The following is a 22,665-nucleotide window of genomic DNA, read 5'->3' on the forward strand; positions in this document are numbered from 1 at the left end:
GCCTCCGGCATCAGTTCTTCTCGCGCTCTTGCATCAGGCGCTCGAGCACGCTCTTGATGTCGCGCTGCTGCTCGGCCTGGCTTTCGACCCAGTCGCGGATCATCTGCTGCTCGGAGCGCATATGCTGCACCAGGCCCTGGATGCCCTCGGCGAGCTGGGCCATGGCGGCGGTGGCGTTGCGGCCAGAGCCGGCCTCGCGCGAGCCGTCGGCCATACGCTCGATCGCCGACTTGATCGCCGCCATCTCGCCGTCCGAGCCGCCGCGGGCCAGGCCCTCGGCCTCGATGTCGGTCACGGTGGCGGCGAGCCAGTCTTCCAGCTCGGTGTAGAAGCGGTTCTGGGCCTGGCCGGCCTGCAGGTCGAGGAAACCGAGGATGAGCGAACCGGCAAGACCGAACAGCGAGGACGAGAACGAGACGCCCATGCCCTTGAGCGGGGCGGCGAGGCCACTTTTCAGGCTCTCGAACACGGTGCTGGCGTCGCCGCCGCCGACCGACATGGAATTGATGACATTGCCGACCGAGCCCACCGTCTCGATCAGGCCCCAGAACGTGCCGAGCAGGCCGAGGAAGACCAGGAGGCCGGTGAGATAGCGTGAAACCTCGCGCTGCTCGTCGAGGCGCATGCCGATCGATTCGAGAATGGAGCGCAGGGTCGAGAGCGAGATCGAGCGCCGGCCGACCTTGTCGCCGAGCAGTGTGGCCATGGGCGCCAGCATCACCGGCTGGTCGCGAAGCTCGAGGCCGGGATCGCGCAGGCGATAGGCATTGACCCAGCGCACTTCCGGCAGCAGGCGGATCACCTGGCGGAAGCCGAAGACGATGCCGAGCAGCAGCGTGAAGATGATCAGGCCGTTGAGGCCGGGATTGGCCATGAAAGCGATATAGAGCTGGCGATAGAGCACGGCGGTGACGCAGGCTGCCAGCACCAGGAAGATCAACATGCGGATGAAGAAAATCCGGGGGGAAGACAGCTTGTAGGGATCTAGGTCTCTGGCCATCGCACCACGCCGTTGCAGCAATCTATACGCGAACCCTCGAAGGGAGGGCTCTCCTTTTCGACCAGAGCTTAGCTCAAAGCAAGGCCGGAACGCACGCCCTCAATGGTCGGCGAGGCGGTTCAGGCCGCTACCGTCTGGCTGCCATAGGCGAACACGGTCTGCGGCCGCGCACCACGGATGAAGCCGCCACCGAGGACTCGGGCCTGGCCATCGGCATGGTCATAGAACACGGCCGCCTGCCCCGGCGAAACGCCATCTTCAGCCTCGGTGAGTTCGATTGTTGGACCTTCCTGGCCGAAATGCAGCAAAGCCGGCTTGGGTGCGCGGGTCGAGCGCACGCGCACTGCGATCTCCAGACCCTCGGCAGGCAGGGCATCGAGAGCGCCGTCGCCGATCCAATTGACGTCGCGCAGGGCGACCTGCCGGGTCGCCAGCGCTTCGCGCGGGCCGACGATCACACGCGCCGCCTCGGCATCGAGGCGGATGACATGCAACGGCTCGCCGGTGGCAATGCCTAGCCCCTTGCGCTGGCCGATGGTGTAGTGAATGACACCCTGGTGCTGGCCGAGCACCCGGCCGTCGAGATGCACGATCTCGCCGGGGACGGCGGCGCCTGGCTTGAGCTTCTCGATCACCTGGGCGTAACGGCCTGATGGTACGAAGCAGATGTCCTGACTGTCGGGCTTGGCGGCGACCGACAGGCCGAAACGCTCGGCGGCCTGGCGGGTTTCCGGCTTGGTCATGTCGCCAAGTGGGAAGCGCAGGATGTCGAGCTGCTCCTTGGTGGTGGCGAACATGAAATAGCTTTGGTCGCGCTCGGCATCGCGCGGGCGGAACAGGCCGCGCCCGCCGGGCACGGCGCGACTCGCGACGTAATGACCGGTGGCGAGCACGTCAGCGCCGAGGTCACGCGCGGTGCCGAGCAGGTCACGGAACTTGACGCGCTGGTTGCATTCGACACAGGGGATCGGTGTTTCACCAGCCACATAGGAATCGGCGAAACGGTCGATCACCGCTTCCTTGAAGCGGCTTTCATAGTCGAGCACGTAATGAGGAATGCCGATACGGTCGGCGACTTCGCGCGCGTCGTGAATGTCCTGGCCGGCGCAGCAGGCGCCCTTGCGGTGAACGGCGGCACCATGGTCGTAGAGCTGAAGCGTCACCCCGATCACGTCATAGCCCTGCTCCTTGAGAAGAGCGGCACAAACGGACGAGTCGACGCCGCCCGACATGGCAACAACGACACGGGTATCCTGCGGCCGGCGCGGCAGGTCGAGTGAGTTCAACATGGCATCCTTCCGTCCATCAGAGGGTCAAGGTCTCTGCGACGGCGCTCCTTTACGCGATTTCGGCCGCGAGGGGAACGCCGATGTTCGAACGGAGGTTGCAGCACAGGGCATCGTCAACATTAACTCCTATATTACCTTGCGTAATACAGCTACGATGTTGGCGTCATTAACCATACTTGTTAAGTATATCCGTTATGGATTGCTCAATAAAAAAGCCAGTGTTGCATTTATGTCATAGGATTTCATGTAAAGGCGGTGCTATCAGGCGTTCGAGCGTAACAAGTGCCAAGTGCTGGGGTATTAAATGCAAATTCTTAGGAGTGCTCTGCTTGCGGGCGTCGTCGTTCTTGCGCCGGCAGCGGCATTCGCCGCCGACCTGGCGCCGCCGCCCGTCGAGCCTGTCGCGCCGGAAATCGTGCCGTCCTTCACCTGGACCGGATTCTATGCCGGTCTGAACGCTGGCTATGGCCGCGGCAATCTCGACACGGATCTGAAAGCGGTGCCGACCACGGGCGCCAATAACCTGCCCGCCGCGCTCGGTTTCGGCTTGAACGGTGGCCTCGCCCGCGTCAAGGATACCGCCAATGGCTTCATCGGCGGTGGCCAGATCGGCTACAACTACCAGTTCGATCCGCATTGGGTTGTTGGCGTCGAAGCCGACCTGCAATATGCAGGTCTCGATTCCAAGAAGACCTTCATCGGCGACCAGAACATTCCCGTCAGTGTGAAGACGCAACTGGACTGGTTTGGCACTGCCCGCCTGCGCGCCGGCTACGCCTTCGACAACGTGCTGATCTATGGCACTGGCGGTCTGGCCTATGGCCGCGTGAAGTCGACGGTGAGCGCGGGTACCTCGGTTCTGTCCGGATCGGAGACCAAATTCGGCTGGGCCCTGGGCGCCGGTGCCGAATATGCCTTGACGCAGAATTGGACGGTGCGAGCCGAATATCTCTATGTCGATCTCGGCAAAGCCGAGACGATCAAGCAGGCCGTCAGCGACATTGCCCAGGTCACCGCCAAGGCTGATGTCTCCGTACATACGGTGCGCGCCGGCGTGAACTACAAGTTCTGATCGCAATTTCGCTGCCGTTCCAATTCCCAGGGCTCCGCATAGCGGAGCCCTTTGCTTTGGTCGGCCAGTCTTGCGTCTACCCGCCTGTCGTTCTAGTCAGGGTTCCTTTCCTGGGGACCTCGAACCATGCCGGCTACGCCTGACGATCTTTTCGCTTTCCTCGACAAGCTCGGAATCGCCGTGACGACGATCGAGCATCCGCCTCTGTTCACGGTGGAGGATTCGAAGGCGCTGCGGGGCCAGATTGCCGGTGGGCACACCAAGAACCTGTTCCTGAAGGACCGCAAGGGCAGGCTGTTCCTGGTGGTTCTGGAAGAAGATGCCAGCGTCGATCTCAAGCGCATCCACGAAATCATCGGCGCCCAAGGCAAGGTGTCCTTCGGTTCGGCCGATTTGCTGACGCAGATCTGGGGTGTCTTGCCTGGCGCGGTCACGCCCTTCGGCGCCATCAACGATACCGAAGGGCAGGTTGTTGTCGTGCTCGACCAGGCGCTGCTCGAGAACGACAAGCTCAACCATCATCCGCTGGTCAATACGCAGACCACCACGATCGCCCGCGAAGACCTCATTGCCTTTCTACGGGCGACGGGCCACGAGCCCAAAATCCTTGCGGTATCGCAGCCTCAGCAGGCTGACGCCTGAGACCAGGCGCGGTTCCGGCAAAGCGCGCGCGCCCTGGCTCTAAAGTTCCCGATATTAGGAGCAAGTCTCGGAGATGCAGACGCATCCGAGACCCGAACATCTGTCGATATCAGACACCAAATCAAAGATTAGGTGAAAATCGAGAAGGAGAACCAGGAGCCATTTTCAATGCCTCCTGGTATCTGGCTTTATGCGGGGGGCACCGGTCAGGAAGCCTGTCGGATCGCTGACGGGCCCGATCTCGCTCAGTCGAGGCAGCCGCGGAAAATATCATATTTCATGCATTTGCGGCGAGGCGCATAGGCGGTTGGGGCAGCCGTGGCGCCGCCAGCATAACGCTGCGCCGGCTGCTGCACACCGGCTACGCCGGTCGATGGTGCGGCCCTGGGGCCGACCTGGCAGCGAATGCCTTCCGTCGCCAAGGCGCCGGCAACATCGGCGTCATAGCACAGCATCTGGGTGGCGGCCCTGCGATAGCCCATGGATTGTAGCGTGCGGGCAAAAAGGCGGATGTTGCAGCCCTGGTCGAGCTTCGTGGTACCGAAGCTGAAGCCGAAGCCGGCGCCCGAACCGCCAAGGCTGACACTGCCGAGGCAGGCCTCGATGCCTGCTGCCGCAAGGCCGGGGGCAAACGCCGCGGGAGCCTGGCGCCGATCGCGATTATTCAAAGTGGCGCCGCCGACATTGCCGGTGATGTTGCCGTTGCCGTTGCCGTTACCCGATCCGTCGCCTGAATTATTGCCGTTGCCTGTCCCGTTCTGTGCCTGCGCCAGCGAAGCGGCGGCAAGGAAGATGGCGACGGCGAAGAAATAGACAATACTCTTTGTAAGCGATTTCATATGCGTTCCCCCAAGCACAAACACTTTCACAAACTTTCGGCAAGTCTATGAGGTGTGTTGGAGGCTACGCTACAAATGGGATTCTCGCAATGAATACAATATTTTTTCGCTAAGGAACCTGACGGGGAGTAATGCCGCAGCGCTGAAGTTCTTCCATCATGCGCTTGTAGTCCCATCTATACATTGTGTCGTTATGGTTTTCGTTGTTATCGCTGGTGAAGCAGTTTCCGTTGCCATTGCCAGAATTAAAATTGCCGTTGTTGTTTCCCTGGTTGAAGTTTCCATTAAAGTTGCCGGTATTGCCATTACCGTTGTTGTTTCCTTGGCCAACATTGTATTGAACCAAGATAACATCATCTTTCCGTAGTATCTCGATTTGCGGCGTCCCTTGATGCCGCGCCGAAATGTGGCAGCGGGAAAGCGTCGGAACCTGCAGGGACGGCGAGGATTGCCAGCAGCCGATATCGAGGTCTGCGATCATGATTGCATTCCTTTGATCAGGAACAGCGTGGTTCAGTATAAAGCATAAAGGCCGGATCGACCCTTGGTGATCGATCCGGCCGAAGCTGCCTCGACAGCTTCCTATGGCCGCCCGTTCCCGTTGCCGTTGAACGAGCCGATATTGCCGTTGCCGTTGAACATGCCACCATTGTAGTTGCCGTTCGCGGCGCCGATGTTGTTGTTGCCGCTGGTGGAGCTGGTGTTTCCACGGCCGTTGAAGGCGCCGATATTGCCGGTCCCGCCATTGCCGTAACCGATGTTGCCATGGGCGTCCGGCGGGCCGTTGCCGTTGGCGTTGCCGTTCAGTGTGCCGGAATTGGCATTGCCGTTCAAATTACCGCTGCCAAGGCCGTAATTGCCATTGCCGTTGCCATTGCCGTTGGCCAGGCCGCTATTGGCGTTGCCATTGGCGTTGCCGTTGAAGCCGCCCCAATTGCCATTTCCGTTGCCGTTCCCGTTGGCGATGCCGGTATTGGCGTTACCATTGGCGTTGCCGTTACCGATGCCGACATTGCCGTTTCCGTTGCCATTGCCATTGCCGGAGCTGAAGGCATGAGCGGCGGAGATCGAGGTGCAGGCCAGTGCGGCGCACAGCGCCGCATGGAGCAGGGTCATTCTCATGGTTCTACCTTTCCTGGACTGGGTTCGGGAAAGGCAGAGCTTTCCCATTATGGTCTTCCGATCCCTTGACGGGGGCGAGGGCAGATGCACATGCGGCCCGCTCTTTCTGGAGGCGCTTCGCGCCGCGAGATCGATGCCTGGCGATTGCTGGATGATCGTGCGCCCCGAATGGGTGTTCGGTGCGCCTCCAAATCGGGAGGAGGCGCCCTGTTGGCTTTCATCTCAATGCGAGGTGCAGCCATTGTTGAGAATGTTGCAACCGTATCGCTCGGTTACCGCCCTTGCAGGGGGGACGTCGTTGCCGTGACCGATACGCCACCGGGTGTCGGGCCGCCGGGCCCGCCAATGCCGTAATTGCCGTTGCCGTTCATGTTGCCGTTACCGGTCCCGGTGTTGAAATTGCCATTGTAGTTGCCGTTCAACATGCCGGTGTTGCCGTTACCGTTCAGATTGCCGTTGGCGGTCCCGGTATTGCCGTTGCCGTTATAGTTGCCATTGTCGGTGCCGGTATTGCCATTGCCGTTCATATTGCCATTGTCGGTTCCGGTGTTTCCGTTGCCGTTCATGTTGCCATTGCCGGTGCCGGTATTGCCGTTGCCGTTCATATTGCCGTTGCCGGTTCCGGAGTTGTTATTGCCGTTTCCGTTGCCGTTGTTGGTACCGGAATTGCCGTTTCCGTTTCCGTTTCCGTTTCCGGTTCCGGTGTTGCCGTTGCCATTGCCGTTGCCATTGCCGGTTCCCGCATAGGCGCTGAGGACCGGGGTGCAAACCAGTGCCGCACTCAGCAGCAGCCGCGTGAGGAGGGTGCGCATAATACTGTCCTTTCTTGCGACTCGAAAAACAGCCTGACCCGAAGGCGGAGAGGCGTGTTCGATGATCGGGCGGTGCGGTCAGTCGCTGCCGCGGCCCGTCCATGATGCAATGTGACTAGGCCTGCACGCTCGGGCTGTTCGTTCCGTCAGGTCGAGCTACCTGGAGCTCGGCCAAAAGGCCTGGATGCAGGATCCTCTTCCGTCGGCCGTCCGTGGAACGCTACGCCGGAGCAGGGAGGGAAGCGAAATGCCGCATCCAGATTTCAGAATTCCAGGAGCGAATGCTGAACGCCAGGGGAAGTGGGAGCCGACTGGTGGCCGGGAGGAAGGCCAGGCCAGCTCCCTGAGAGCAGGCAAGACTTACTGGTTGCCGTTGCCGTTGCCGTTGCCGCTGAGGGCACCCCAGTTGTGGTTGCCGTTCAGGTTGCCGTTGCCGATGCCATAGTTGGCATTGCCGTTCACGTTGCCGTTGCCGAAGCCGAAGTTGTGGTTGCCGTTGGCATTGCCGTTGCCGAGGCCGGTGTTGCCGTTGCCATTCACGTTGCCGTTGCCGATGCCGGCGTTGCCGTTGCCGTTGCCGTTTCCGTTGACAGCGCCGCTATTCCCGTTGCCGTTCAGGTTGCCGTTGAGGGCGCCCCAGTTGCCGTTTCCGTTGCCGTTGCCATTGAAGGCGCCGGTATTGGCGTTGCCGTTGCCGTTGCCGTTGCCGAAGCCGACATTGCCGTTGCCGTTGCCGTTGCCACTGCCGACGCTGAAGGCCATCGCGGCGCTGGAGACGCTCAGGATCAGGGCGGATGCGATGAGAAGCGATTTCATAATTGTCTCTCCACTCGGTCTGTCTTGTGAGGTGCTTAAGGCTGTAATCAGCAGAAGCGTGTGCTTTAAGCCCGCGGTGATTACAGTTTTAATCTTATTGTTTTTTCAGTGTAGGGAAACTTGTCTATTGGAATTAGTACAAAGGGGTATTAATTCAATGGCGATATACTAAAAATTGATTTGGGAACGACAAATATTGCCGCGTGACGACGCTGATGCGTGCCATGCAGCTCAAAGGCCCCGGATTGTTCAAGAGGGAAGATATTCAAAGTGTGGAACGGCTGGATCAGAGTTCCCCAACACACCCAGCCCGGTCCATCGGACGTCTTACGTCGTGGTCGTCAATAGGCGATGGCTGGAACGGCCATTTGGCTGTCCTCGCAATCGGGCCCGATCATCATGGTGGTGCCGGGCGCTCGCATCTGGCTGCCGCACATCAGGGCCACTTCGGTCCGGTTGCGCAGGTGGAATTTGCGCATGATGTTGCGAATATGAACCTTTGCGGTGCTCTCGGAAATGTTGAGGGCATGCGCAATGATTTTGTTCTGCTTGCCCTTCTGAAGCAGGCTCAGGACATCCATCTCGCGGTCTGTCAGGTTGAGGTGGATATCGGAACGCAGACGACGCTCGGGCTGCGGTTTGGGCGTATTCAATGGCTGCTCCGCCAACAGGGCGGTTGCGTTCGAATAGGCGGTAGGCCGAGCAGGCGTTTCATGGCGCGGTGGCAGCGACAGGACCTGCCGGATCGCGCTTACCATGGCATTGAAGCCCATCGAGGCGGTGATCCAGCTGTGGACGCCGGCCTCGTCCATCAATCTGCCAATCGAAGGATCGCTGTTGTCGGTGACCACCAGCAAAGGCAGCTTGCCGATGCGGGCTTGTAATTGCTGGATGACAAAGGCGATGAAGAGCGGATCGGTGCTGCGCTGTACCAGGCTCAGTATGGCGAGCGAGGCTTGCGGGCCACCTTCTCCGGGAGAGCCCATGATGCGGACGTCGATATCGTCGGCAGCTTCTTTGAGGGCATGTGAAAAGATCTCGCCCAGCAGGGGGCGACTCTCGATCAGCAGGACGACTTTGCGGTCTGCAACAGTCAGAACGCTTGGTTCCGTTTGTCTGTGATCATGGCAGTCCAGCATGTCATTGCAGGTGACGTGATGACTCATGATTTGGCCTCTTGAAAATTCTGGCGTTACTTCCTCTGCAAGTCTTCTTGTGAGTTGGGCTTTCATCCTAATACGTCGTTAGGATGCGAGCCATTACACTTGTATGGCTGTTCTGCGTGACAGGCCTGAACGGCCTGTTGTCTCACACATCCAGCTTCGTCGTCCGCCACGAACTTCTTTGCCGCGGAGTCCGAAAAGTAAAACGATTCACGAATAATAGGATGCCAGAATATTGATCATCGCGATGTGTCATTTATCTCACAGAAACGACTATTCGCGAAAGTCTTTTGGGATTAATCCGAAAGGGACCTTCCCTATCGTCAGCCCAAAAAGGTATCATATTGAGGCATAAGGCGATTTCCGCCTTCCCGGTTCGTGTAGGCAGGTTATATTGAGGGTGGCGTGAATTCGCCGTGATTTGAGTGAAGTTTCCGAATACGATGAAGAAACTTTAATCTTCGAAAATATCCTCTCAGTTCTGTATGTATAGGCGAATATGTTTTCTTTCTATACGAGGCACCAGGCGACGCTCTTCGATATGTCACTCGGTCGTTTTGCTGGTGGTTGACTACCGCTATTACCCCTTTCGAGCCTTGTTGGCGAAAAATAGGTATGGAGTTCCATTCGTTCCATTCTCGCAACAAGCAAGACGAAATCTATTGTTTCGTACGGCAATGACATGCGTGACGGTTGCCTTCGCGGCGATTTGCCCCCATCTAACCGCAGACGAAGCTTTCCAAGCGGGTAGGAATGATGAGCAACGATGCTGCCGGGACCAACGGCCTGATCAAGGATACCACCACTCAGACCTTCATGGCCGACGTGATTCAGGAATCGATGAAGCAGCCGGTGCTGGTCGATTTCTGGGCTGAATGGTGCGGTCCGTGCAAGCAATTGGGGCCCATTCTCGAGAAGACGGTGCTAGCGGCCAAGGGCAAGGTCAAACTGGTGAAGATGGATATCGATAAATATCCGCAAATCGCCGGGCAATTGGGGGTGCAGTCGATTCCCGCCGTCTTCGCCTTCTCCAAGGGCCAGCCCGTCGACGGCTTCATGGGCGCTATTCCAGAAAGCCAGATCAAGGAATTCATCACGAAGATTGCGGGCCCGGGCGGCGATCCGGACACGGAGGCCATGCTGGCCGAGGCCGAGGCCTTGCTGAACGAGGGCGAGGGTGCGGCGGCTGCCCAACTCTTTGCGCAAATTTTCGAACAGGATGCCGAGAATCTAAAGGCAATCGCTGGCCTGGCGCGCTGCGCGCTTGCCGCCGGGGAATTGGAACAGGCCAAAGCCACACTTTCGCTTACCCCCAAGGGCAAGGAGAATGATCCCCTCATCGCCAGCGCCCGGGCTGCGTTGGAGCTCGCCGAACAGGCCAGCGATGTCGGCGATCTGCAAGGGCTGGCCCGCCAGGTGGAAGCCGATCCGAAGAATTTTCAGGCCAGATTCGACTATGCCCTGGCTTTGGTTGCCGCCAATCGGCGTGAGGACGCCGTCGACCAACTGCTCGACATTGCCCGGCGCGACCGCAAGTGGAACGATGACGGCGCGCGCAAACAGCTTGTGCAGTTCTTCGAGGCCTGGGGCCCGACGGATGAGAACACCATCTATGGCCGTCGCCGGCTGTCGTCGATCCTGTTCTCATAAATAGTGACGCGCCCCGCCAGCAGGCCGTAAGATATTGTTGGGGGATCGCAGTCGCGGCCTCTTGAGCAAAAAAGCGTTCAAGCATGAACGCTCGTTTGCTCTAACTTTTTGTCTCGACGCGTTTTTGCGATTCTGGGTAGTCCCGTCAAATCGCAAAATGCTTTTGGTCGTTTGAGGAATGGCAGCCGATGCATCCCTTGTTCAAGACGGAGGCGGATCTGCCTCCCGTCATTCCGGTCTTTCCCCTGGCAGGTGCGCTGTTGCTGCCTCGGGGGCAACTGCCGCTGAACATCTTCGAGCCGCGCTATCTCGCCATGATCGATGATGTGCTGAAGGGGCCGCGCCTGATCGGCATGATTCAGCCCGAGGACGAGGATAACGAGACCATGCCGCGCCTGTTCCAGGTCGGCTGCATCGGACGCCTCACTCAATTTGCCGAGACAGGCGATGGGCGCTACCTCATCCAGCTCACCGGCATCTCGCGCTTCAAGGTCTTGTCGGAAGAGACGGTCCCGACGGCCTATCGGCAATGCCGCGTCACAGCCGAACCTTTCGCCGTCGATTTCACGCCGCGTGCGGGCGAGGAAGAGGTCGATCGCAAGAGCCTGATCGATACGCTGCGCGCCTATCTGGCCGTCAACCGCTTCCAGGTCGACTGGAACGACATCCACGAGGCCTCCAACGAGGCGCTGGTCAATGCCCTGTCGATGATGAGCCCGTTCGGGCGGCGTGAGAAACAGGCGCTGCTCGAAGCCTCGTGCCTGCGCGAGCGCGCCGAGATCCTGATCGCCATCACCCAGATCGAACTGGCCAAGAGCGGCGACGGCTCCGATACGCCGCTGCAGTGAGAGTGAGTGCCGATGGCCACGCCGACGCCGCATCGCCCGCCGCCGCTGACCGACCCGAAGCTTTTGGAGCTTTTGGTCTGTCCTCTGACCAAGACGACGCTGGAATATGATGCGGAAAAGCAGGAGCTGATATCGCGCGCGGCCAAGCTCGCCTATCCCATCCGTGAGGGTTTCCCTATCATGTTGCCCGAGGAGGCAAGAATTATCGAGTAAGGACGGGTTACCGAAAGGATCGGGCCGGTCTCTCGAGCCATCTTGCCCGCTAGAGCAAAGCGCGATTTCTGCGAATCGCACTTTTTCTCTAACTCTTTGTTCCGACGCGTCTTTGCGATTCTAGGTGACTCGGTCAAATCACAAAACGCTTTAGCCGAAAGGAAGACGCAGAGAATGTATGACAGCCGCCTGCCGGAGCTCCAAGAATCGACACAGGAACCGACCCTTCTCGGTGCCGCCTCCATCCCACGTGAGGATTGGGATCGTGCACCATGGAACCGCTGGTCGTTCCAGCATGTGCGGGAGCTGGTGCCGACGGCGCAGGTCTGGCGCGGGACTGGCCCGGCGACTCCGCTGCCGCCTGCCTTGCAGGACATAGACGGGATCGCCTTCGAGAGCGACGGTCAGCCGGCGACGGTCGGAAGCTTCTTCGAAGCGAATTACGCCGACGGTCTCCTGGTGCTGCATCGCGGCAAGGTCGTGGCCGAACGCTATTTCAACGGCATGACCGGCCATAGCCAGCATCTGTCGCAATCGGTCGCCAAATCCGTGGTTGCCACGGTCGCCGGCATTCTGATCGGGCGGGGCCTGCTCGATCCGGCCGCGCCGGTCACCTATTATCTGCCGGAGCTGGAGGCCACGGCCTATCGTGGCGCCACCGTGCAGCAAGTGCTCGACATGACGACCGGCGTCGTATTCGACGAAACCTATACGGCGCTCGATTCTCACATCGCCAAGATGGACGTGGCCAGTGGTTGGAAAGCACGCAAGGACCCGAGCTGGCCTGCTCATGTCTTCGAGCTGATCCTGCAGCTCCAGGCCAGTCAAAACGTTCATGGTGCCATATTCAACTACCGCTCAGTCGAGACGGATGTGCTGGCCTTCATCCTGCAGAGCGCTTCCGGCCTCAAGCTGCCCGAACTGGTGAGCCGAGAGCTATGGGCGCCGATGGGTGCCGAGGAGGACGCCTATTTCACCGTGGATTCCGCCGGCTACGGTCTGGCTGACGGCGGCTTCAACGCCACCTTGCGGGATTATGCGCGCTTTGCACTGCTCCATCTCGGGGGCGGGGAGATCGCTGGCCGGCGTCTTCTGCCTTCCGCCTGGCTTGAGGACACCCGCTTCGGCGCCCGGCCCGATCTGTTCCAGGGCGTCTATCGCGACATCCTTCCGAGCGGTGCTTATCACAACCAGTTCTGGATCGAGGATGTCGAGCGCGGCGCCTATATGGCGCGCGGCGTGTTCGGGCAGTTAATCTATATCGATCCCGTCGGCGAATTCGCGGCCGTGGTGCTGTCGAGCTGGCCGGAATTCCTGCACGCACCGCGGACGCGCGCCAGCCTGGCCGCCGTCCGGGCGATTCGCGAGGCCTTGGCGTAAGCGGCATGGACCATGCGGCTGGAATCACGTTGCGCCCGGCCCGCGCAGGTGACGGGGCCGCACTGTTTGAGGTAACCCGTCGATCGGTGCTGGGATTGGCGGGGAGCCATTATTCGGCGGCGCAGCTTGCCGGGTGGATGGGGGATCGCGACGCGGCTTTCTATGAGGGCGTTATCGCGCAGGGCGGTGCGGTGGTGGCGGAGAAGGCGGGCTCGATCGTCGGCTTCGTCGACGCCGAAGCCGGTGAGGTGACGCGCTTGTTCCTGTTGCCGGAGACGGCGGGAGCCGGGCTGGGCAAGCGCCTGCTCCAGATCGGCATTGTAACGGCCAGGGCAGGCCATAGCGGGCCGATCAAGGTGGAAGCGACCCGCAACGCCGAGAGCTTCTATCGGCACCATGGCTTTGCGACGGTGCGGACCGGGCATTTTTCCCACGGTGTCGGTGGTGATCCGATCGAGATCGTCCTGATGGAGCTGCCTACCAAGCCGGCATGAGCCATTTCGGAGCTGATTGCCGCGACCGGCACAGGCCGCCCCATCATCGTGTCTGAGATCGGCGAATCGTTGTCGTTAGGCAGGCAGCGTTGTCTCCGTCTGGCAGCTTGCCAGGAGCCAGATTCGAAAAGCCAGCATCGCAGGTGAAGGCTGGCGGGATTTGAGGTGGGTCAGCCAGTATGAACCGGCGTGAACCTCGATCTCGAAAGGGCGTACCAGCCGGCCCGTCGCGAGTGCATCGGAGAACATGGCAATCGGCAGCAGGCCGACGCCGATGCCCTGCGCGATCGCTTCGGCCATGGTGACCGAGGAATCGAAGACCACCGCAGAAGTGGTCGGACCGCTCGCGTGCGCCGCAGCGAACCAGAGCTGCCATTCATCCTCGCGATAGGAGCGCAGCAGCACTTCGCCGACGAGATCCGTCGGCTGACGCAGGCGTTTGGCGACCGCCGGCGCGCAAGCGGGCGAAAGTGGAGCAGGCATGAGCAGTATCGCCTCGGTGCCGTGCCACAAGCCGTCGCCGAAGCGGATGGCATAGTCGAGCCCGTCGCCGGCCAGATTGATCCGGTTGTTGTTGGTCAGGACACGCAAATCGATGAAAGGGTGAGCCTCGCGAAAGGAATGCAGGCGCGGCAACAGCCAGCCGGCAGCGAAGGTTCCAACCACGCCGACCGTCACCACCTCGCGAAAATGACCCTTCTCGAAGCGGTCGAGCGTGGCGCCGATGCGCCCGAAGGCCTCGTTGAGGACCGGGACGAGGGCCTGGCCCTCCTCGGTGAGGGCAAGGCCGCGCGGCAGGCGACGAAACAGGCGCACGCCCAGGATCTCCTCCAGATTCTTCACCTGGTGGCTCACGGCGGTCTGGGTCACGCGCAGTTCCAGCCCGGCACCGGTGAAGCTGAGATGGCGCGCCGCGGCTTCGAAGGCGCGCAGGGCATTGAGAGGCAGATGCGAGCGGATCATGTATCTCCAAATTTTTCTCAGGTCTGAGGCGATTTATCATCGTTTGTCGCCCGCTCAAGCTACTGCCATCCTGGCATTGAACATTGTAGGGAGTTGGCATGACCAGACGGAATTTCATGGTTGGGGCGGGTGCGACCTTGTTCCTGCTGCCGTTGGGCGTCACGCTTTCATCGGCCAGTTCCCCAGCCTCGTCGGATTTCGCAGCGGCAATCGGGCGGATCGAAGGCAGGGTGGGAGGACGTCTGGGCGTGGCTGCTCTCGATCTCAAATCGAACACGAGGCTGGCCTATCGGCCCGATGAGCTTTTTCCGCTCTGCAGCACCTTCAAACTGCTGGTCGCCGCCGCGGTGCTCGCCCGGGTCGATCAGGGACGCGAGCAACTCGCCCGTATGGTTTCGATCGAGGCCGCGAGGCTGCTGCCCAATTCGCCGACAACAGCCAGGCATGCCGGCGGACAGCTGACCTTGGCGGAGCTTTGCGAAGCAGCGATCACACGGAGCGATAATCTGGCCGGCAATCTCTTGCTGGAGGCCGTCGACGGCCCGGCCGGGTTGACCCGCTATCTGCGCTCGATCGGTGATTCGGTCAGTCGTCTCGACCGCTGGGAGCTGGAGCTCAACGAATCGCTGCCGGGAGATCCGCGCGATACCACCAGCCCCGCCGCCATGCTGGCGGACCTCAAAGCCCTGCTGGTCGCAGATGCGCTGTCGCCATTCTCGCGCAGCCAGCTCAATGCCTGGCTGAAGGCAAACAGAACCGGCGGTAGCCGGCTGCATGCCGGACTGCCTGCGGGATGGGACGTCGGCGACAAGACGGGAACCGGTGAGCGCGGTTCAACCAATGATGTCGCCATCGCCTGGCCGCCCGCCCGTCCGCCCCTTCTCATTGCCGCCTATCTGACCGATAGTGCTGCTCCGGTCGAGCGCCGCGAGGCCGCCTTGGCGGCCGTGGCCAAGGCGGTGGTGTCGAGCCTGCCGGGCTGAGGGCGGTTTGGGAGCGCGGACATCACAGCGACATGCCTTCATGTCGCGATGTCCGCTGGTGCCACCTTGCGAGCGCAGCATTCCCATGAGCGGACAGGATGTCCGCGCTCCGGGCCGGGTTTCTGCACGATTTCTGCACGAACCGCCCATCACGCCGCCACGAGTGCTGTATCGCGGCTGAACATCGGTGAAGCAAGATGGAGGCCATGGAGGAACCCATGCCGATCGCATCCGCTTCGCCGGACCAGTCCCTGCCGACCCGCAACCGTCAACCTCTTCGATTGAGTTTCGTTCTCAAGGGCCTGGCCGTCATGGTGTTGGCTGCCCTTGCCGATTTTGCGCTGTCGGCCGGGCAGGCGCTGCCGCAGGTCGGCAGCATCATCGGCTTCCTGGCTTTCGCCTGGCTCGGAGCGCTGCTGACCTGCGATACGTTGATGCGTCGAAGCCGGGCCAGCCGCATCGCCGTGGTCGGCGCCAGCCTTGCGGGCTTTGCCCTGATCGTCGAGCCGAGCCTGCTTGCCGGCCTGCTCTTCCTGATGGGATTGGCACTGGCGCTGTTGCTGCCGCGCTATGGGGAATTCGGCAATGCGCTGCTCTGGGTCCTCCGCCTCCCGCTCTACGGCGTTCTCAGCCCGATGGCGGCCCTGATCGACACAGGTCGACTCGCGCGGATCATGCGGCGGCGCGGAGCCCTCGCTCTTCGCGGGGTCGCCGGAGGCCTGCTCGTGGCGGGTCTCGGCTCGATCCTCTTCCTGCTGTTGTTTTCCGACGCCAATCCCTTGATCGGCCTGGGATTCTCTGCCTTGTGGAATGGGCTCGCCCTGCAGAGCGAGGGCACCGGCCTGATCTGGCATGGCCTGTTCGTCCTGGCGAGCGTGGTGGCGCTGTGGGCGAGCTTCAGGCCGCTGCGCCTGCGCCTCTTCGCCAGTGCCTCCGCCTACGCGCCGTTGCCAATCCTGCCCGCCTGGCCCGGGGTGACGCCGGTGGTGATGGCGCTTGCCGCCTTCAATCTGGTGTTCGCCCTCCAGAATGTCTCGGACATTGCCTTTCTGTGGAGCGGTGCCAGGCTTCCTGAAGGCGTGACCTTTTCCCAATATGCCCATCGCGGTACGCAAGCCCTGGTTTTGGCAGCCCTGCTGGCGGCAGGTTTCGTGCTCATCTGTCTGCGTACGGGCTCGCCATTGGCGAGCAGGGCGAGCGTGCGCCTGCTGGTCTATCTGTGGATTGGCCAGAGCATGCTGCTGGTGGCCTCCACCATGCTGCGCGTCATCGCCTATATCGAGGCCTATTCGCTGACCTATCTGCGTATAGCGGCCCTGATCTTCCTGTTCCTGGTGATGACCGGATTAGCGCTGATCTCATGGCGTATCGCCCGCCAGCGCGATGGCGTGTGGCTTGTAAACGCCAATGCTCTCTGCCTTGCCATCGTACTCGGCGTCTGCTGCTTCATCAATTTCGAGGGTGTCATTGCCCGCTGGAATCTCGAGCGACGGGGATCGCCGCAAACCTTCGAATGGCGGCAGGACACGTCCTATGTGGCGAGCCTCGGCGGTACGGGCACACTGCTGGCGCTCAAGGATGCCAGCATGACCGTCGATGCAACGCAGAGCCATGATCTTGCCGAGCTGCGTGGGCTGAGGCAGGCGGTGCAGACCAGGCTGGAAGCGCAGCAGATCGATTGGCGCCGATGGACCCTGGCCGGCGCCTGGCGGTTGCAGCAGGCGGGACCGCTGCCCGGTCAAACACTGCCGAATCCCGCTTTGACACCTTCCCCTTGAAATGACATTCATCGCTCATGTCCCGCACCATTCTCATCGTCGATGACGATCCGCATATCCGCGAATTGCTGGCTTTCGCCCTTGCCAAGGCCGGCATGACCACGCACCAGGCCGGTGACGGCGAGGAAGGGCTGGCGAAGGCCCTGTCCCTCAAGCCGGACCTTGCCATCCTCGACATCAACATGCCGCGCATGGATGGGCTCGAAGTCTGCCGCCGGCTCCGGGCGCAAAGCGAACTGCCGGTGCTGTTCCTATCCTCCCGGGACGATGAGATCGACCGGGTGCTCGGCCTCGAAATGGGCGCCGACGACTATGTGGTGAAGCCCTTCTCGCCCCGCGAAGTGGTGGCGCGTGTCGGGGCCATCCTCAAGCGGGTCGGCGCCAAGCCGGTCCAGGCGGCGCCGGCGTCGGTGCTGGCCCGCGGCCTGCTCAACCTCGATCCCGAAGGCTGGCAGACCCAATGGGACGGAGCGTCGGTGGGCCTCACTGCCAAGGAGTTCCAGCTCCTGCAGATCCTGGCGGCGACGCCGTCAAAGGTCTTTTCCCGCGACGAGATCATCGACCGCCTGCACGGGCCGGGCTTTGCCATCACTGACCGCACGATCGACAGCCATATCCGCCATATCCGCCAGAAGTTTTCGGTCGTGGGTGCCGAGGACGTGATCGAGACCCGGGCAGGCATCGGCTATCGCATAGGCTCCTGCGCGGGCAAGGCGGCGTGATCCTGCTCACCCGGCTGAAGGACGCCGTCAAGGCGCGCTGGCCGGCGCTGCGCCTTCGCTCGATCCTGATCGGCGTGCTGTTGTTCACCGCCTTGATGCCGGGCCTCGGTGCCATCTTCCTGCGGGTCTACGAAAACGTCCTGGTGCGCCAGACCGAGGCGGAGTTGATCGCCCAGGCTGCCGTCTACGACGCCGCCTTCGATCTCGCCTGGCCCGGCCCGAAGCCGCCGCCGGTGCCGCCTCCGACGGACAATGATCCGAACGAATCCTATCGGCGGGACGATGCGACGGCGGAGCCCTATTTCACGCCGGAGGCGCTGACGATCGATCTCAACACCATGCCGATCCTGTCCCAGCGCCCCCTGCCCATCGCTTCGTCGCAGCCGCCGGATGCGGAGGCACTGGTGGCGGCCGGAGCGATAGCGCCGCTGATCGAGCAGAGCCGGCGTACCACGCTGGCGAGCGCGCTGATCCTCGACGCCAGGGGCACGGTGCTGTCGGACGGGCCGCTTCAGGGCCAGAGCTACGCCTTCCTGCCGGAAGTCCAGTCGGCCATCAATGGGCGCTCGCAATCGGTTCTGCGCCGGCGCGGCGACTATGCGCCGCGCTACGCTTTCGAAGTCTTCAGCCGCGCTTCGGCCATCCGCGTGCACTATGCCCGGCCGATCAAGCTGGGCGATCGCACCGTCGGCGTCCTCTTGCTGTCGCGCTCACCCCGCGCCCTGTTCCGCGGCATCTACGACGATCTCGGCAAGATTGCGCTCGGCTTCGGCATCATCCTCGCGGTGATCATCGGTTTGGCCGGCCTGTTGTCCAGGGCCATCGCCAAGCCGATCGAACAGTTGACGCAGGCGAGCGCCGAGGTCGGCCGTCATCTCGGCCGTGGTGGCGCCGAGGTGCCGCCGACCCCGGCAACTGCCACCATCGAGATCCGGGCGCTTTTCGACAATTTCCGGCGCATGGCCGTGGCCATCGATCTGCGCTCGCGCTATCTGCGCGATTTCGCTGCTGCGATGAGCCACGAATTCAAGACGCCGCTCACCGGCATTCGCGGGGTGCTCGAGCTTCTCGACGAGCACGGCGATACCATGCGCGTCGAGGAGCGCCGGCGTTTCATCGCCAATGCCGAGGGCGACGCCGAGCGCCTGTCGCGCCTGGTGGCCCGCCTGCTCGAACTCGCCCGCGCCGACATGGCGGACGAAAGCGAGGCCGTATCCACGCCTCTGGCCGATCCCGTGCGCCGCATCGCCGATGCCGGCTCCGACGACGACTTCAAGGTCGAAGTCGATCTCGATGCCGGCTTGCCCACCGTGCGTGTCCCGGCCGACGTTCTGGAAGCGGTATTGACGACGCTTGTCGAGAACAGCCGCCAGGCCGGGGCATCGAGGGTGACGATCTCGGCGGCGACGGTCGGGGACGGTCATCTCGATCTTCGGGTCGCCGACGACGGCCCGGGCATTTCCCCCCACGATCGAACCCGATTGTTCGAACCCTTCTTCACCACCAAGCGCGCCAATGGCGGCACCGGTCTCGGGCTGCCGATCGCCCGCTCCCTGCTCGCCAACAGCGGTGCCAGCATCGACTATGTCGATGAGGGTCCCGGTGCCTGCTTCCGCCTGCGTTTGCAGCGGAATGGGGTGGGGTGATCTGGGTTGAGTGTCGAGATTTTTCTAGAGCGTTTTGCTCTAGAAATGCGGGCCGATATCCATGCGCTGATGCAATATGCGGATAATGTCGATGGTTTGCTCCATGCGGCGATAGAATACGATATGTGAGCCGACATTATATTTGAGATAGCCTTCCCGGATCTCGACCGGGCGGCCGGTTTTTGCCCCAGCGGCGAGCCCTTCGAAGGCTGCCAAAAGTGTACGAAAATAGCTATTCGGCTTGCTCGCGCGACCATGTTCGGAGCGTATAGAGCCAGATTTCCGCGAGCTCGCTTTCGGCCTGTTGCGTGAGACGATAGTGGCTGATTCTATTCGCCACGCTTATCTTGCAACCGTTTGAGGAAGACTTCACCGTCGAATGGTTTGGGAGGCCCGGACTCCTCACCGGCGATCAGGGCATCGCGCAGTGCTTTAAATCGCACTTCCTGCTCCTCAAGCAGGCGAAGGCCTGCACGTACGACATCACTCGCTGATCCGTAACGTCCAGTGTCGACCTGTTCGTCGATAAAGGTCGCGAAGTGATCTCCCAAGGAGACCGAGATATTGCGGGCCCTGTCTATATCTCCAAATCGATACCAGTATATATTATTTTTTGGTACTAGATCCTACCGATCGCGTTTCTCCGCGAGACGTTGAGACCCAAGGTGAAACCAGTTGCGACCCGGGTTCGTTCAGCACAGGATTGCGCGCACGCTTTCACCTTCAAATCTTGTCTGCATCTATCGTCCTCGGGAGGCCATTGCCCTCGAACAGCCGCTTCTCCGCAGCCAAGCCGGTGCCGACCAGATCGAAGAAGGCGCGGATGCGGGCAGTGTTCTTGAGATCGCCATGGGTGACGATCCACAATTCGCCCATCAGTTCCGGCATCGGTTCGGCGAGGGCGCGAGCGAGGCCGGAATCGCTGTCGCCGAGATAGCAGGGCAGCAGGGCAAAGCCAAGGCCGGCCTTGGCCGCCACCGCCTGGTTGACCAGGCTGTTCGAGCGATAGGCGGTGGCGTCGGCTGGCAGGTGCTGCACCAGCCAATCGGCAGCCCGAATGCCTGCCGTCCCTTCCTGCCAGCCGACAAAGGTCTGGCTGGCGAGGTCCTTGGCGGATGCGGCCGGCCCACCATTCGCCTCCACGAGGGTTGGTGAGCCGTAGAAGGTCCAGGCCATGCCGGCGAGCTTCCTGCCCCACAGATCTCCTTCCCGTGGCCGCACCGGGCGGAAGGCGATATCCGCCTCGCGCCGCGACAGGCTGAGCACGCGATTGTCGATGGCAAGCTCGACCACGATGCCTGGATGGATGCGACGGAAGGCAGCGAGGTGCTGCGTCAGCCGGCTATAGGCCAAGGTCTCCGAGGAGGTGACGCGCAGCCGGCCCGAGAGGCGATGGTCGCGGCCGGTGATGTCACGGTCTAAGGCCAGCGCCTCGTCCTCCATGCGCTCGGCGGCGACGGCCATGCGCTCGCCGGCCGCCGTCGTCTGGTAGACGCCACCGGGAAGGCGCTCGAACAGGCGCAGGTCCAGGCGGGCTTCCAGGGCGTTGAGGCGCCGGAAGGCCGTCGAGTGATCGATCGCCAGGGCCTTGGCCGCTGCGGTGAGGCTGCCGGCGCGCTGAATTGCCAGCACCAGGCGCAATTCGTTCCAGTCGTCCATGGTTTCCATATAGAATTGGGTTTCCACATAGAATTGGGCTTCCACATAGCACTGCAGCGGCTTGCAGTCACGCAAGCACTGCTGGTGTAATCCCAATTGGCCATGCGTGTGTGCATTGCCCTAACCTTTGCGTCGAACAGGCCGCAGGTCCCGCCCGATGCCGGCGGGGCGGCCGCTTCAAGCTGAAAGGAATGGGACATGAAACTCTATTATGCCACCGGCACCTGCTCACTCTCGCCCCATATCGTGGCGAAGGAGGCCGGCATTGGGCTTGAGCTCGAACGCGTCGACCTGCGCAGGACCCCGCACGTCACCGAACAGGGTGTCGACTACACCAGTGTCAATCCCAACCACTACGTGCCGGCGCTGCGTCTCGACGACGGCTCGGTGCTGACCGAAGGCGCTGCGATCAGCCAATATCTCGCTGATCTCAAGCCCGAAAACGGCCTGGCGCCGGCCGCCGGCACGGTCGAGAGGGCCCGCCTGCAATCCTGGCTCAACTTCATCGCCTCGGAACTGCACAAGATGTACAGCCCCTGGCTGTTCCATCCCGAATATGGCACGCAGGCTCAGGACGTCGCCCGTATCAAGATCGCCGAGCGCCTCGCCACCGTCGAGCGTCATCTGGCCGAGGGCGGCCCCTTTCTCTTGGGCGAGACCTTCACCGCTGCCGATGCCTATCTCTTCACCATCGTCGGCTGGTCGCCCTACACCAAGGTCGACCTTGCGGCCTTCCCGGTGATCCGCGCCTTCATGGCACGCGTCGGCGCGCGTCCTGCCGTGCAGGCCGCAATGCAGGCGGAAGGCATGAAGGTGGCGGCATGAGCACGCAGTTCCGGTCCGCCAGGCTGACGCTCGTCAGCCACCATCTCTGCCCCTATGTGCAGCGCGCGGCCGTCGCGCTGATGGAGAAGGGAGCGCCGTTCGAACGGCGCTTCATCGATCTCTCGGCCAAGCCCGATTGGTTCATGGCCCTATCGCCGCTCGGCAAGGTGCCGTTGCTGCTGGTCGAGCGGGCAGGACAGTCACAGGCCGTGCTGTTCGAGAGCAACGTCATCTGCGAATTCGTCGAGGAGACCGTGGAAGGGCCGAGGCTACATCCTGCCGATCCGCTCGAGCGGGCCCGGCATCGGGGATGGATGGAATTCGGCTCCTCCCTTCTCGCCGATCTCTGGGGCCTGGAGACGGCCACCGATGAGGCAGGTTACGAGCGCGCACGTGCCAAGATCGCGGGCAAATTCGCTCGCGTGGAGGATGTGCTCGATAAAAGCCCTTATTTTGCCGGCGAAGCCTTCTGCCTGGTCGATGCCGTCTTTGCACCGATCTTCCGCTATTTCGACCTGTTCGACACGCTTGCCGATACCGCCGTCTTCGCAGGGCTGCCCCGTGTACAAGCTTGGCGCCAGGCCCTGTCGGCACGCCCCAGCGTGCAGGCGGCGGTCGAGCCCGACTATCCCGATCGCCTGCGCGCCTTTCTCGTTCGGCACGATGCCTTCCTGCTGAAACAGGCGGCGTGAAGCGGGCGATAAGAGGCGGGTCTGTCATCCCCGGCCCTCGGCCTTCGGCCTCGCCGG

General features: G+C 61.8%; 26 protein-coding genes. 14 read left to right on the top strand and 12 right to left on the bottom strand.

The features are described from left to right. Positions 1-10: 10 nt before the first annotated feature. On the bottom strand, positions 11-1,000 hold the full coding sequence (locus ACR9ZN_RS08395) for a flagellar motor protein MotA (protein WP_105863874.1): 990 nt from the start codon (positions 998-1,000) through the stop codon (positions 11-13). Between the two features lie 119 nt (positions 1,001-1,119). Continuing rightward, positions 1,120-2,289 carry a tRNA 2-thiouridine(34) synthase MnmA gene (mnmA, locus tag ACR9ZN_RS08400; protein WP_481271877.1) on the bottom strand — a complete coding sequence of 390 codons (1,170 nt, stop codon included), beginning with the start codon at positions 2,287-2,289 and terminating at the stop codon, positions 1,120-1,122. On the opposite strand from mnmA, the gene ACR9ZN_RS08405 reads away from it, so the two are divergent. From ACR9ZN_RS08405 to ACR9ZN_RS08415, 3 genes are all read left to right on the top strand, one after another. Then, a complete protein-coding gene (locus tag ACR9ZN_RS08405; protein WP_481271878.1) occupies positions 2,288-2,527 on the top strand; it encodes a hypothetical protein in 240 nt (79 codons plus the stop codon). The two genes, mnmA and ACR9ZN_RS08405, sit on opposite strands and share 2 nt — an antisense overlap. A 66-nt stretch (positions 2,528-2,593) precedes the next feature. Beyond that, a complete protein-coding gene (locus tag ACR9ZN_RS08410) occupies positions 2,594-3,361 on the top strand; it encodes an outer membrane protein (RefSeq protein ID WP_481271879.1) in 768 nt (255 codons plus the stop codon). A 126-nt stretch (positions 3,362-3,487) separates the two neighbouring features. After that, positions 3,488-4,003 carry a prolyl-tRNA synthetase associated domain-containing protein gene (locus ACR9ZN_RS08415; protein ID WP_454819114.1) on the top strand — a complete coding sequence of 172 codons (516 nt, stop codon included), beginning with the start codon at positions 3,488-3,490 and terminating at the stop codon, positions 4,001-4,003. A gap of 245 nt (positions 4,004-4,248) precedes the next feature. On the opposite strand, the gene ACR9ZN_RS08420 is transcribed toward ACR9ZN_RS08415, so the two are convergent. The 6 genes from ACR9ZN_RS08420 to ACR9ZN_RS08445 form a co-directional block, all read right to left on the bottom strand. Beyond that, positions 4,249-4,842 carry a hypothetical protein gene (locus ACR9ZN_RS08420; protein ID WP_441771521.1) on the bottom strand — a complete coding sequence of 198 codons (594 nt, stop codon included), beginning with the start codon at positions 4,840-4,842 and terminating at the stop codon, positions 4,249-4,251. Positions 4,843-4,951: 109 nt separating this feature from the next. Then, positions 4,952-5,323, bottom strand: a complete 372-nt coding sequence (locus ACR9ZN_RS08425; RefSeq protein ID WP_481271880.1) for a hypothetical protein — start codon at positions 5,321-5,323, stop codon at positions 4,952-4,954. 101 nt (positions 5,324-5,424) lie between these two features. After that, positions 5,425-5,964 (bottom strand): hypothetical protein, encoded by a 540-nt coding sequence (locus ACR9ZN_RS08430; RefSeq protein ID WP_434959839.1) that lies wholly within the window; start codon positions 5,962-5,964, stop codon positions 5,425-5,427. A gap of 272 nt (positions 5,965-6,236) precedes the next feature. Next, entirely contained in the window at positions 6,237-6,776 is a 540-nt protein-coding gene (locus ACR9ZN_RS08435; RefSeq protein WP_481271881.1) for a hypothetical protein, read from the bottom strand. Between the two features lie 360 nt (positions 6,777-7,136). After that, the gene (locus tag ACR9ZN_RS08440) at positions 7,137-7,592 is read right to left on the bottom strand and encodes a hypothetical protein (RefSeq protein ID WP_434959837.1); all 456 of its coding nucleotides are present in this window, start codon (positions 7,590-7,592) and stop codon (positions 7,137-7,139) included. 341 nt (positions 7,593-7,933) lie between these two features. Next, entirely contained in the window at positions 7,934-8,824 is an 891-nt protein-coding gene (locus tag ACR9ZN_RS08445; protein ID WP_481271882.1) for a helix-turn-helix transcriptional regulator, read from the bottom strand. 684 nt (positions 8,825-9,508) lie between these two features. Between ACR9ZN_RS08445 and trxA the strand changes: the two genes are divergently transcribed. From trxA to ACR9ZN_RS08470, 5 genes are all read left to right on the top strand, one after another. Next, the gene (gene trxA, locus ACR9ZN_RS08450; RefSeq protein WP_454819108.1) at positions 9,509-10,405 is read left to right on the top strand and encodes a thioredoxin; all 897 of its coding nucleotides are present in this window, start codon (positions 9,509-9,511) and stop codon (positions 10,403-10,405) included. 188 nt (positions 10,406-10,593) lie between these two features. Next, the gene (locus tag ACR9ZN_RS08455; protein ID WP_434959834.1) at positions 10,594-11,253 is read left to right on the top strand and encodes an LON peptidase substrate-binding domain-containing protein; all 660 of its coding nucleotides are present in this window, start codon (positions 10,594-10,596) and stop codon (positions 11,251-11,253) included. A gap of 12 nt (positions 11,254-11,265) precedes the next feature. Next, entirely contained in the window at positions 11,266-11,466 is a 201-nt protein-coding gene (locus ACR9ZN_RS08460) for a Trm112 family protein (RefSeq protein WP_434959833.1), read from the top strand. Positions 11,467-11,640: 174 nt separating this feature from the next. Then, positions 11,641-12,846 (top strand): serine hydrolase domain-containing protein, encoded by a 1,206-nt coding sequence (locus ACR9ZN_RS08465; protein ID WP_434959832.1) that lies wholly within the window; start codon positions 11,641-11,643, stop codon positions 12,844-12,846. A gap of 5 nt (positions 12,847-12,851) precedes the next feature. Further along, entirely contained in the window at positions 12,852-13,340 is a 489-nt protein-coding gene (locus tag ACR9ZN_RS08470) for a GNAT family N-acetyltransferase (protein WP_454819105.1), read from the top strand. A 75-nt stretch (positions 13,341-13,415) separates the two neighbouring features. Here the strand turns inward: ACR9ZN_RS08470 and ACR9ZN_RS08475 are convergent, their stop codons facing one another. Then, positions 13,416-14,303 (bottom strand): LysR family transcriptional regulator, encoded by an 888-nt coding sequence (locus ACR9ZN_RS08475; protein ID WP_434959830.1) that lies wholly within the window; start codon positions 14,301-14,303, stop codon positions 13,416-13,418. A 98-nt stretch (positions 14,304-14,401) separates the two neighbouring features. Here ACR9ZN_RS08475 and bla point away from each other — a divergent pair, with 98 nt between their 5' ends. From bla to ACR9ZN_RS08495, 4 genes are all read left to right on the top strand, one after another. Then, positions 14,402-15,286, top strand: a complete 885-nt coding sequence (gene bla / locus ACR9ZN_RS08480) for a class A beta-lactamase (RefSeq protein WP_481271883.1) — start codon at positions 14,402-14,404, stop codon at positions 15,284-15,286. A 218-nt stretch (positions 15,287-15,504) separates the two neighbouring features. Then, positions 15,505-17,064 (top strand): DUF4153 domain-containing protein, encoded by a 1,560-nt coding sequence (locus tag ACR9ZN_RS08485; protein ID WP_481271884.1) that lies wholly within the window; start codon positions 15,505-15,507, stop codon positions 17,062-17,064. 17 nt (positions 17,065-17,081) lie between these two features. Continuing rightward, positions 17,082-17,786 (top strand): response regulator transcription factor, encoded by a 705-nt coding sequence (locus tag ACR9ZN_RS08490; RefSeq protein ID WP_434959827.1) that lies wholly within the window; start codon positions 17,082-17,084, stop codon positions 17,784-17,786. Beyond that, a complete protein-coding gene (locus ACR9ZN_RS08495) occupies positions 17,783-19,432 on the top strand; it encodes a sensor histidine kinase (RefSeq protein ID WP_481271885.1) in 1,650 nt (549 codons plus the stop codon). Before ACR9ZN_RS08490 ends, ACR9ZN_RS08495 begins: the two co-directional genes overlap by 4 nt. A 39-nt stretch (positions 19,433-19,471) precedes the next feature. On the opposite strand, the gene ACR9ZN_RS08500 is transcribed toward ACR9ZN_RS08495, so the two are convergent. The 3 genes from ACR9ZN_RS08500 to ACR9ZN_RS08510 form a co-directional block, all read right to left on the bottom strand. Next, positions 19,472-19,648: a type II toxin-antitoxin system RelE/ParE family toxin gene (locus ACR9ZN_RS08500; protein ID WP_481271886.1), complete on the bottom strand. Its 177-nt coding sequence runs from the start codon at positions 19,646-19,648 to the stop codon at positions 19,472-19,474. Between the two features lie 113 nt (positions 19,649-19,761). Further along, the gene (locus ACR9ZN_RS08505; protein WP_441771697.1) at positions 19,762-20,013 is read right to left on the bottom strand and encodes a type II toxin-antitoxin system ParD family antitoxin; all 252 of its coding nucleotides are present in this window, start codon (positions 20,011-20,013) and stop codon (positions 19,762-19,764) included. A gap of 142 nt (positions 20,014-20,155) precedes the next feature. Continuing rightward, positions 20,156-21,166: a LysR family transcriptional regulator gene (locus tag ACR9ZN_RS08510; protein ID WP_481271887.1), complete on the bottom strand. Its 1,011-nt coding sequence runs from the start codon at positions 21,164-21,166 to the stop codon at positions 20,156-20,158. A gap of 123 nt (positions 21,167-21,289) precedes the next feature. On the opposite strand from ACR9ZN_RS08510, the gene gstA reads away from it, so the two are divergent. Together gstA and ACR9ZN_RS08520 are read left to right on the top strand one after the other, a co-directional pair. Beyond that, a complete protein-coding gene (gstA, locus tag ACR9ZN_RS08515) occupies positions 21,290-21,916 on the top strand; it encodes a glutathione transferase GstA (RefSeq protein WP_481271888.1) in 627 nt (208 codons plus the stop codon). Further along, positions 21,913-22,608, top strand: coding sequence for a glutathione S-transferase family protein (locus ACR9ZN_RS08520; RefSeq protein WP_481271889.1), 696 nt, complete (start codon positions 21,913-21,915; stop codon positions 22,606-22,608). Before gstA ends, ACR9ZN_RS08520 begins: the two co-directional genes overlap by 4 nt. Positions 22,609-22,665 lie beyond the last annotated feature (57 nt).

The sequence above is a fragment of the Labrys sp. HAY1-8F genome (assembly GCF_056754975.1).

What these genes read in the sequence shown, in the direction of transcription:
- ACR9ZN_RS08395 (WP_105863874.1), bottom strand. Translation starts at nt 1,000, where the DNA reads ATGGCCAGAGACCTAGATCCCTACAAGCTGTCTTCCCCCCGGATTTTC.
- ACR9ZN_RS08405 (WP_481271878.1), top strand. Translation starts at nt 2,288, where the DNA reads ATGGCATCCTTCCGTCCATCAGAGGGTCAAGGTCTCTGCGACGGCGCT.
- mnmA (WP_481271877.1), bottom strand. Translation starts at nt 2,289, where the DNA reads ATGTTGAACTCACTCGACCTGCCGCGCCGGCCGCAGGATACCCGTGTC.
- ACR9ZN_RS08410 (WP_481271879.1), top strand. Translation starts at nt 2,594, where the DNA reads ATGCAAATTCTTAGGAGTGCTCTGCTTGCGGGCGTCGTCGTTCTTGCG.
- ACR9ZN_RS08415 (WP_454819114.1), top strand. Translation starts at nt 3,488, where the DNA reads ATGCCGGCTACGCCTGACGATCTTTTCGCTTTCCTCGACAAGCTCGGA.
- ACR9ZN_RS08420 (WP_441771521.1), bottom strand. Translation starts at nt 4,842, where the DNA reads ATGAAATCGCTTACAAAGAGTATTGTCTATTTCTTCGCCGTCGCCATC.
- ACR9ZN_RS08425 (WP_481271880.1), bottom strand. Translation starts at nt 5,323, where the DNA reads ATGATCGCAGACCTCGATATCGGCTGCTGGCAATCCTCGCCGTCCCTG.
- ACR9ZN_RS08430 (WP_434959839.1), bottom strand. Translation starts at nt 5,964, where the DNA reads ATGAGAATGACCCTGCTCCATGCGGCGCTGTGCGCCGCACTGGCCTGC.
- ACR9ZN_RS08435 (WP_481271881.1), bottom strand. Translation starts at nt 6,776, where the DNA reads ATGCGCACCCTCCTCACGCGGCTGCTGCTGAGTGCGGCACTGGTTTGC.
- ACR9ZN_RS08440 (WP_434959837.1), bottom strand. Translation starts at nt 7,592, where the DNA reads ATGAAATCGCTTCTCATCGCATCCGCCCTGATCCTGAGCGTCTCCAGC.
- ACR9ZN_RS08445 (WP_481271882.1), bottom strand. Translation starts at nt 8,824, where the DNA reads ATGAAAGCCCAACTCACAAGAAGACTTGCAGAGGAAGTAACGCCAGAA.
- trxA (WP_454819108.1), top strand. Translation starts at nt 9,509, where the DNA reads ATGATGAGCAACGATGCTGCCGGGACCAACGGCCTGATCAAGGATACC.
- ACR9ZN_RS08455 (WP_434959834.1), top strand. Translation starts at nt 10,594, where the DNA reads ATGCATCCCTTGTTCAAGACGGAGGCGGATCTGCCTCCCGTCATTCCG.
- ACR9ZN_RS08460 (WP_434959833.1), top strand. Translation starts at nt 11,266, where the DNA reads ATGGCCACGCCGACGCCGCATCGCCCGCCGCCGCTGACCGACCCGAAG.
- ACR9ZN_RS08465 (WP_434959832.1), top strand. Translation starts at nt 11,641, where the DNA reads ATGTATGACAGCCGCCTGCCGGAGCTCCAAGAATCGACACAGGAACCG.
- ACR9ZN_RS08470 (WP_454819105.1), top strand. Translation starts at nt 12,852, where the DNA reads ATGGACCATGCGGCTGGAATCACGTTGCGCCCGGCCCGCGCAGGTGAC.
- ACR9ZN_RS08475 (WP_434959830.1), bottom strand. Translation starts at nt 14,303, where the DNA reads ATGATCCGCTCGCATCTGCCTCTCAATGCCCTGCGCGCCTTCGAAGCC.
- bla (WP_481271883.1), top strand. Translation starts at nt 14,402, where the DNA reads ATGACCAGACGGAATTTCATGGTTGGGGCGGGTGCGACCTTGTTCCTG.
- ACR9ZN_RS08485 (WP_481271884.1), top strand. Translation starts at nt 15,505, where the DNA reads ATGCCGATCGCATCCGCTTCGCCGGACCAGTCCCTGCCGACCCGCAAC.
- ACR9ZN_RS08490 (WP_434959827.1), top strand. Translation starts at nt 17,082, where the DNA reads ATGTCCCGCACCATTCTCATCGTCGATGACGATCCGCATATCCGCGAA.
- gstA (WP_481271888.1), top strand. Translation starts at nt 21,290, where the DNA reads ATGAAACTCTATTATGCCACCGGCACCTGCTCACTCTCGCCCCATATC.
- ACR9ZN_RS08520 (WP_481271889.1), top strand. Translation starts at nt 21,913, where the DNA reads ATGAGCACGCAGTTCCGGTCCGCCAGGCTGACGCTCGTCAGCCACCAT.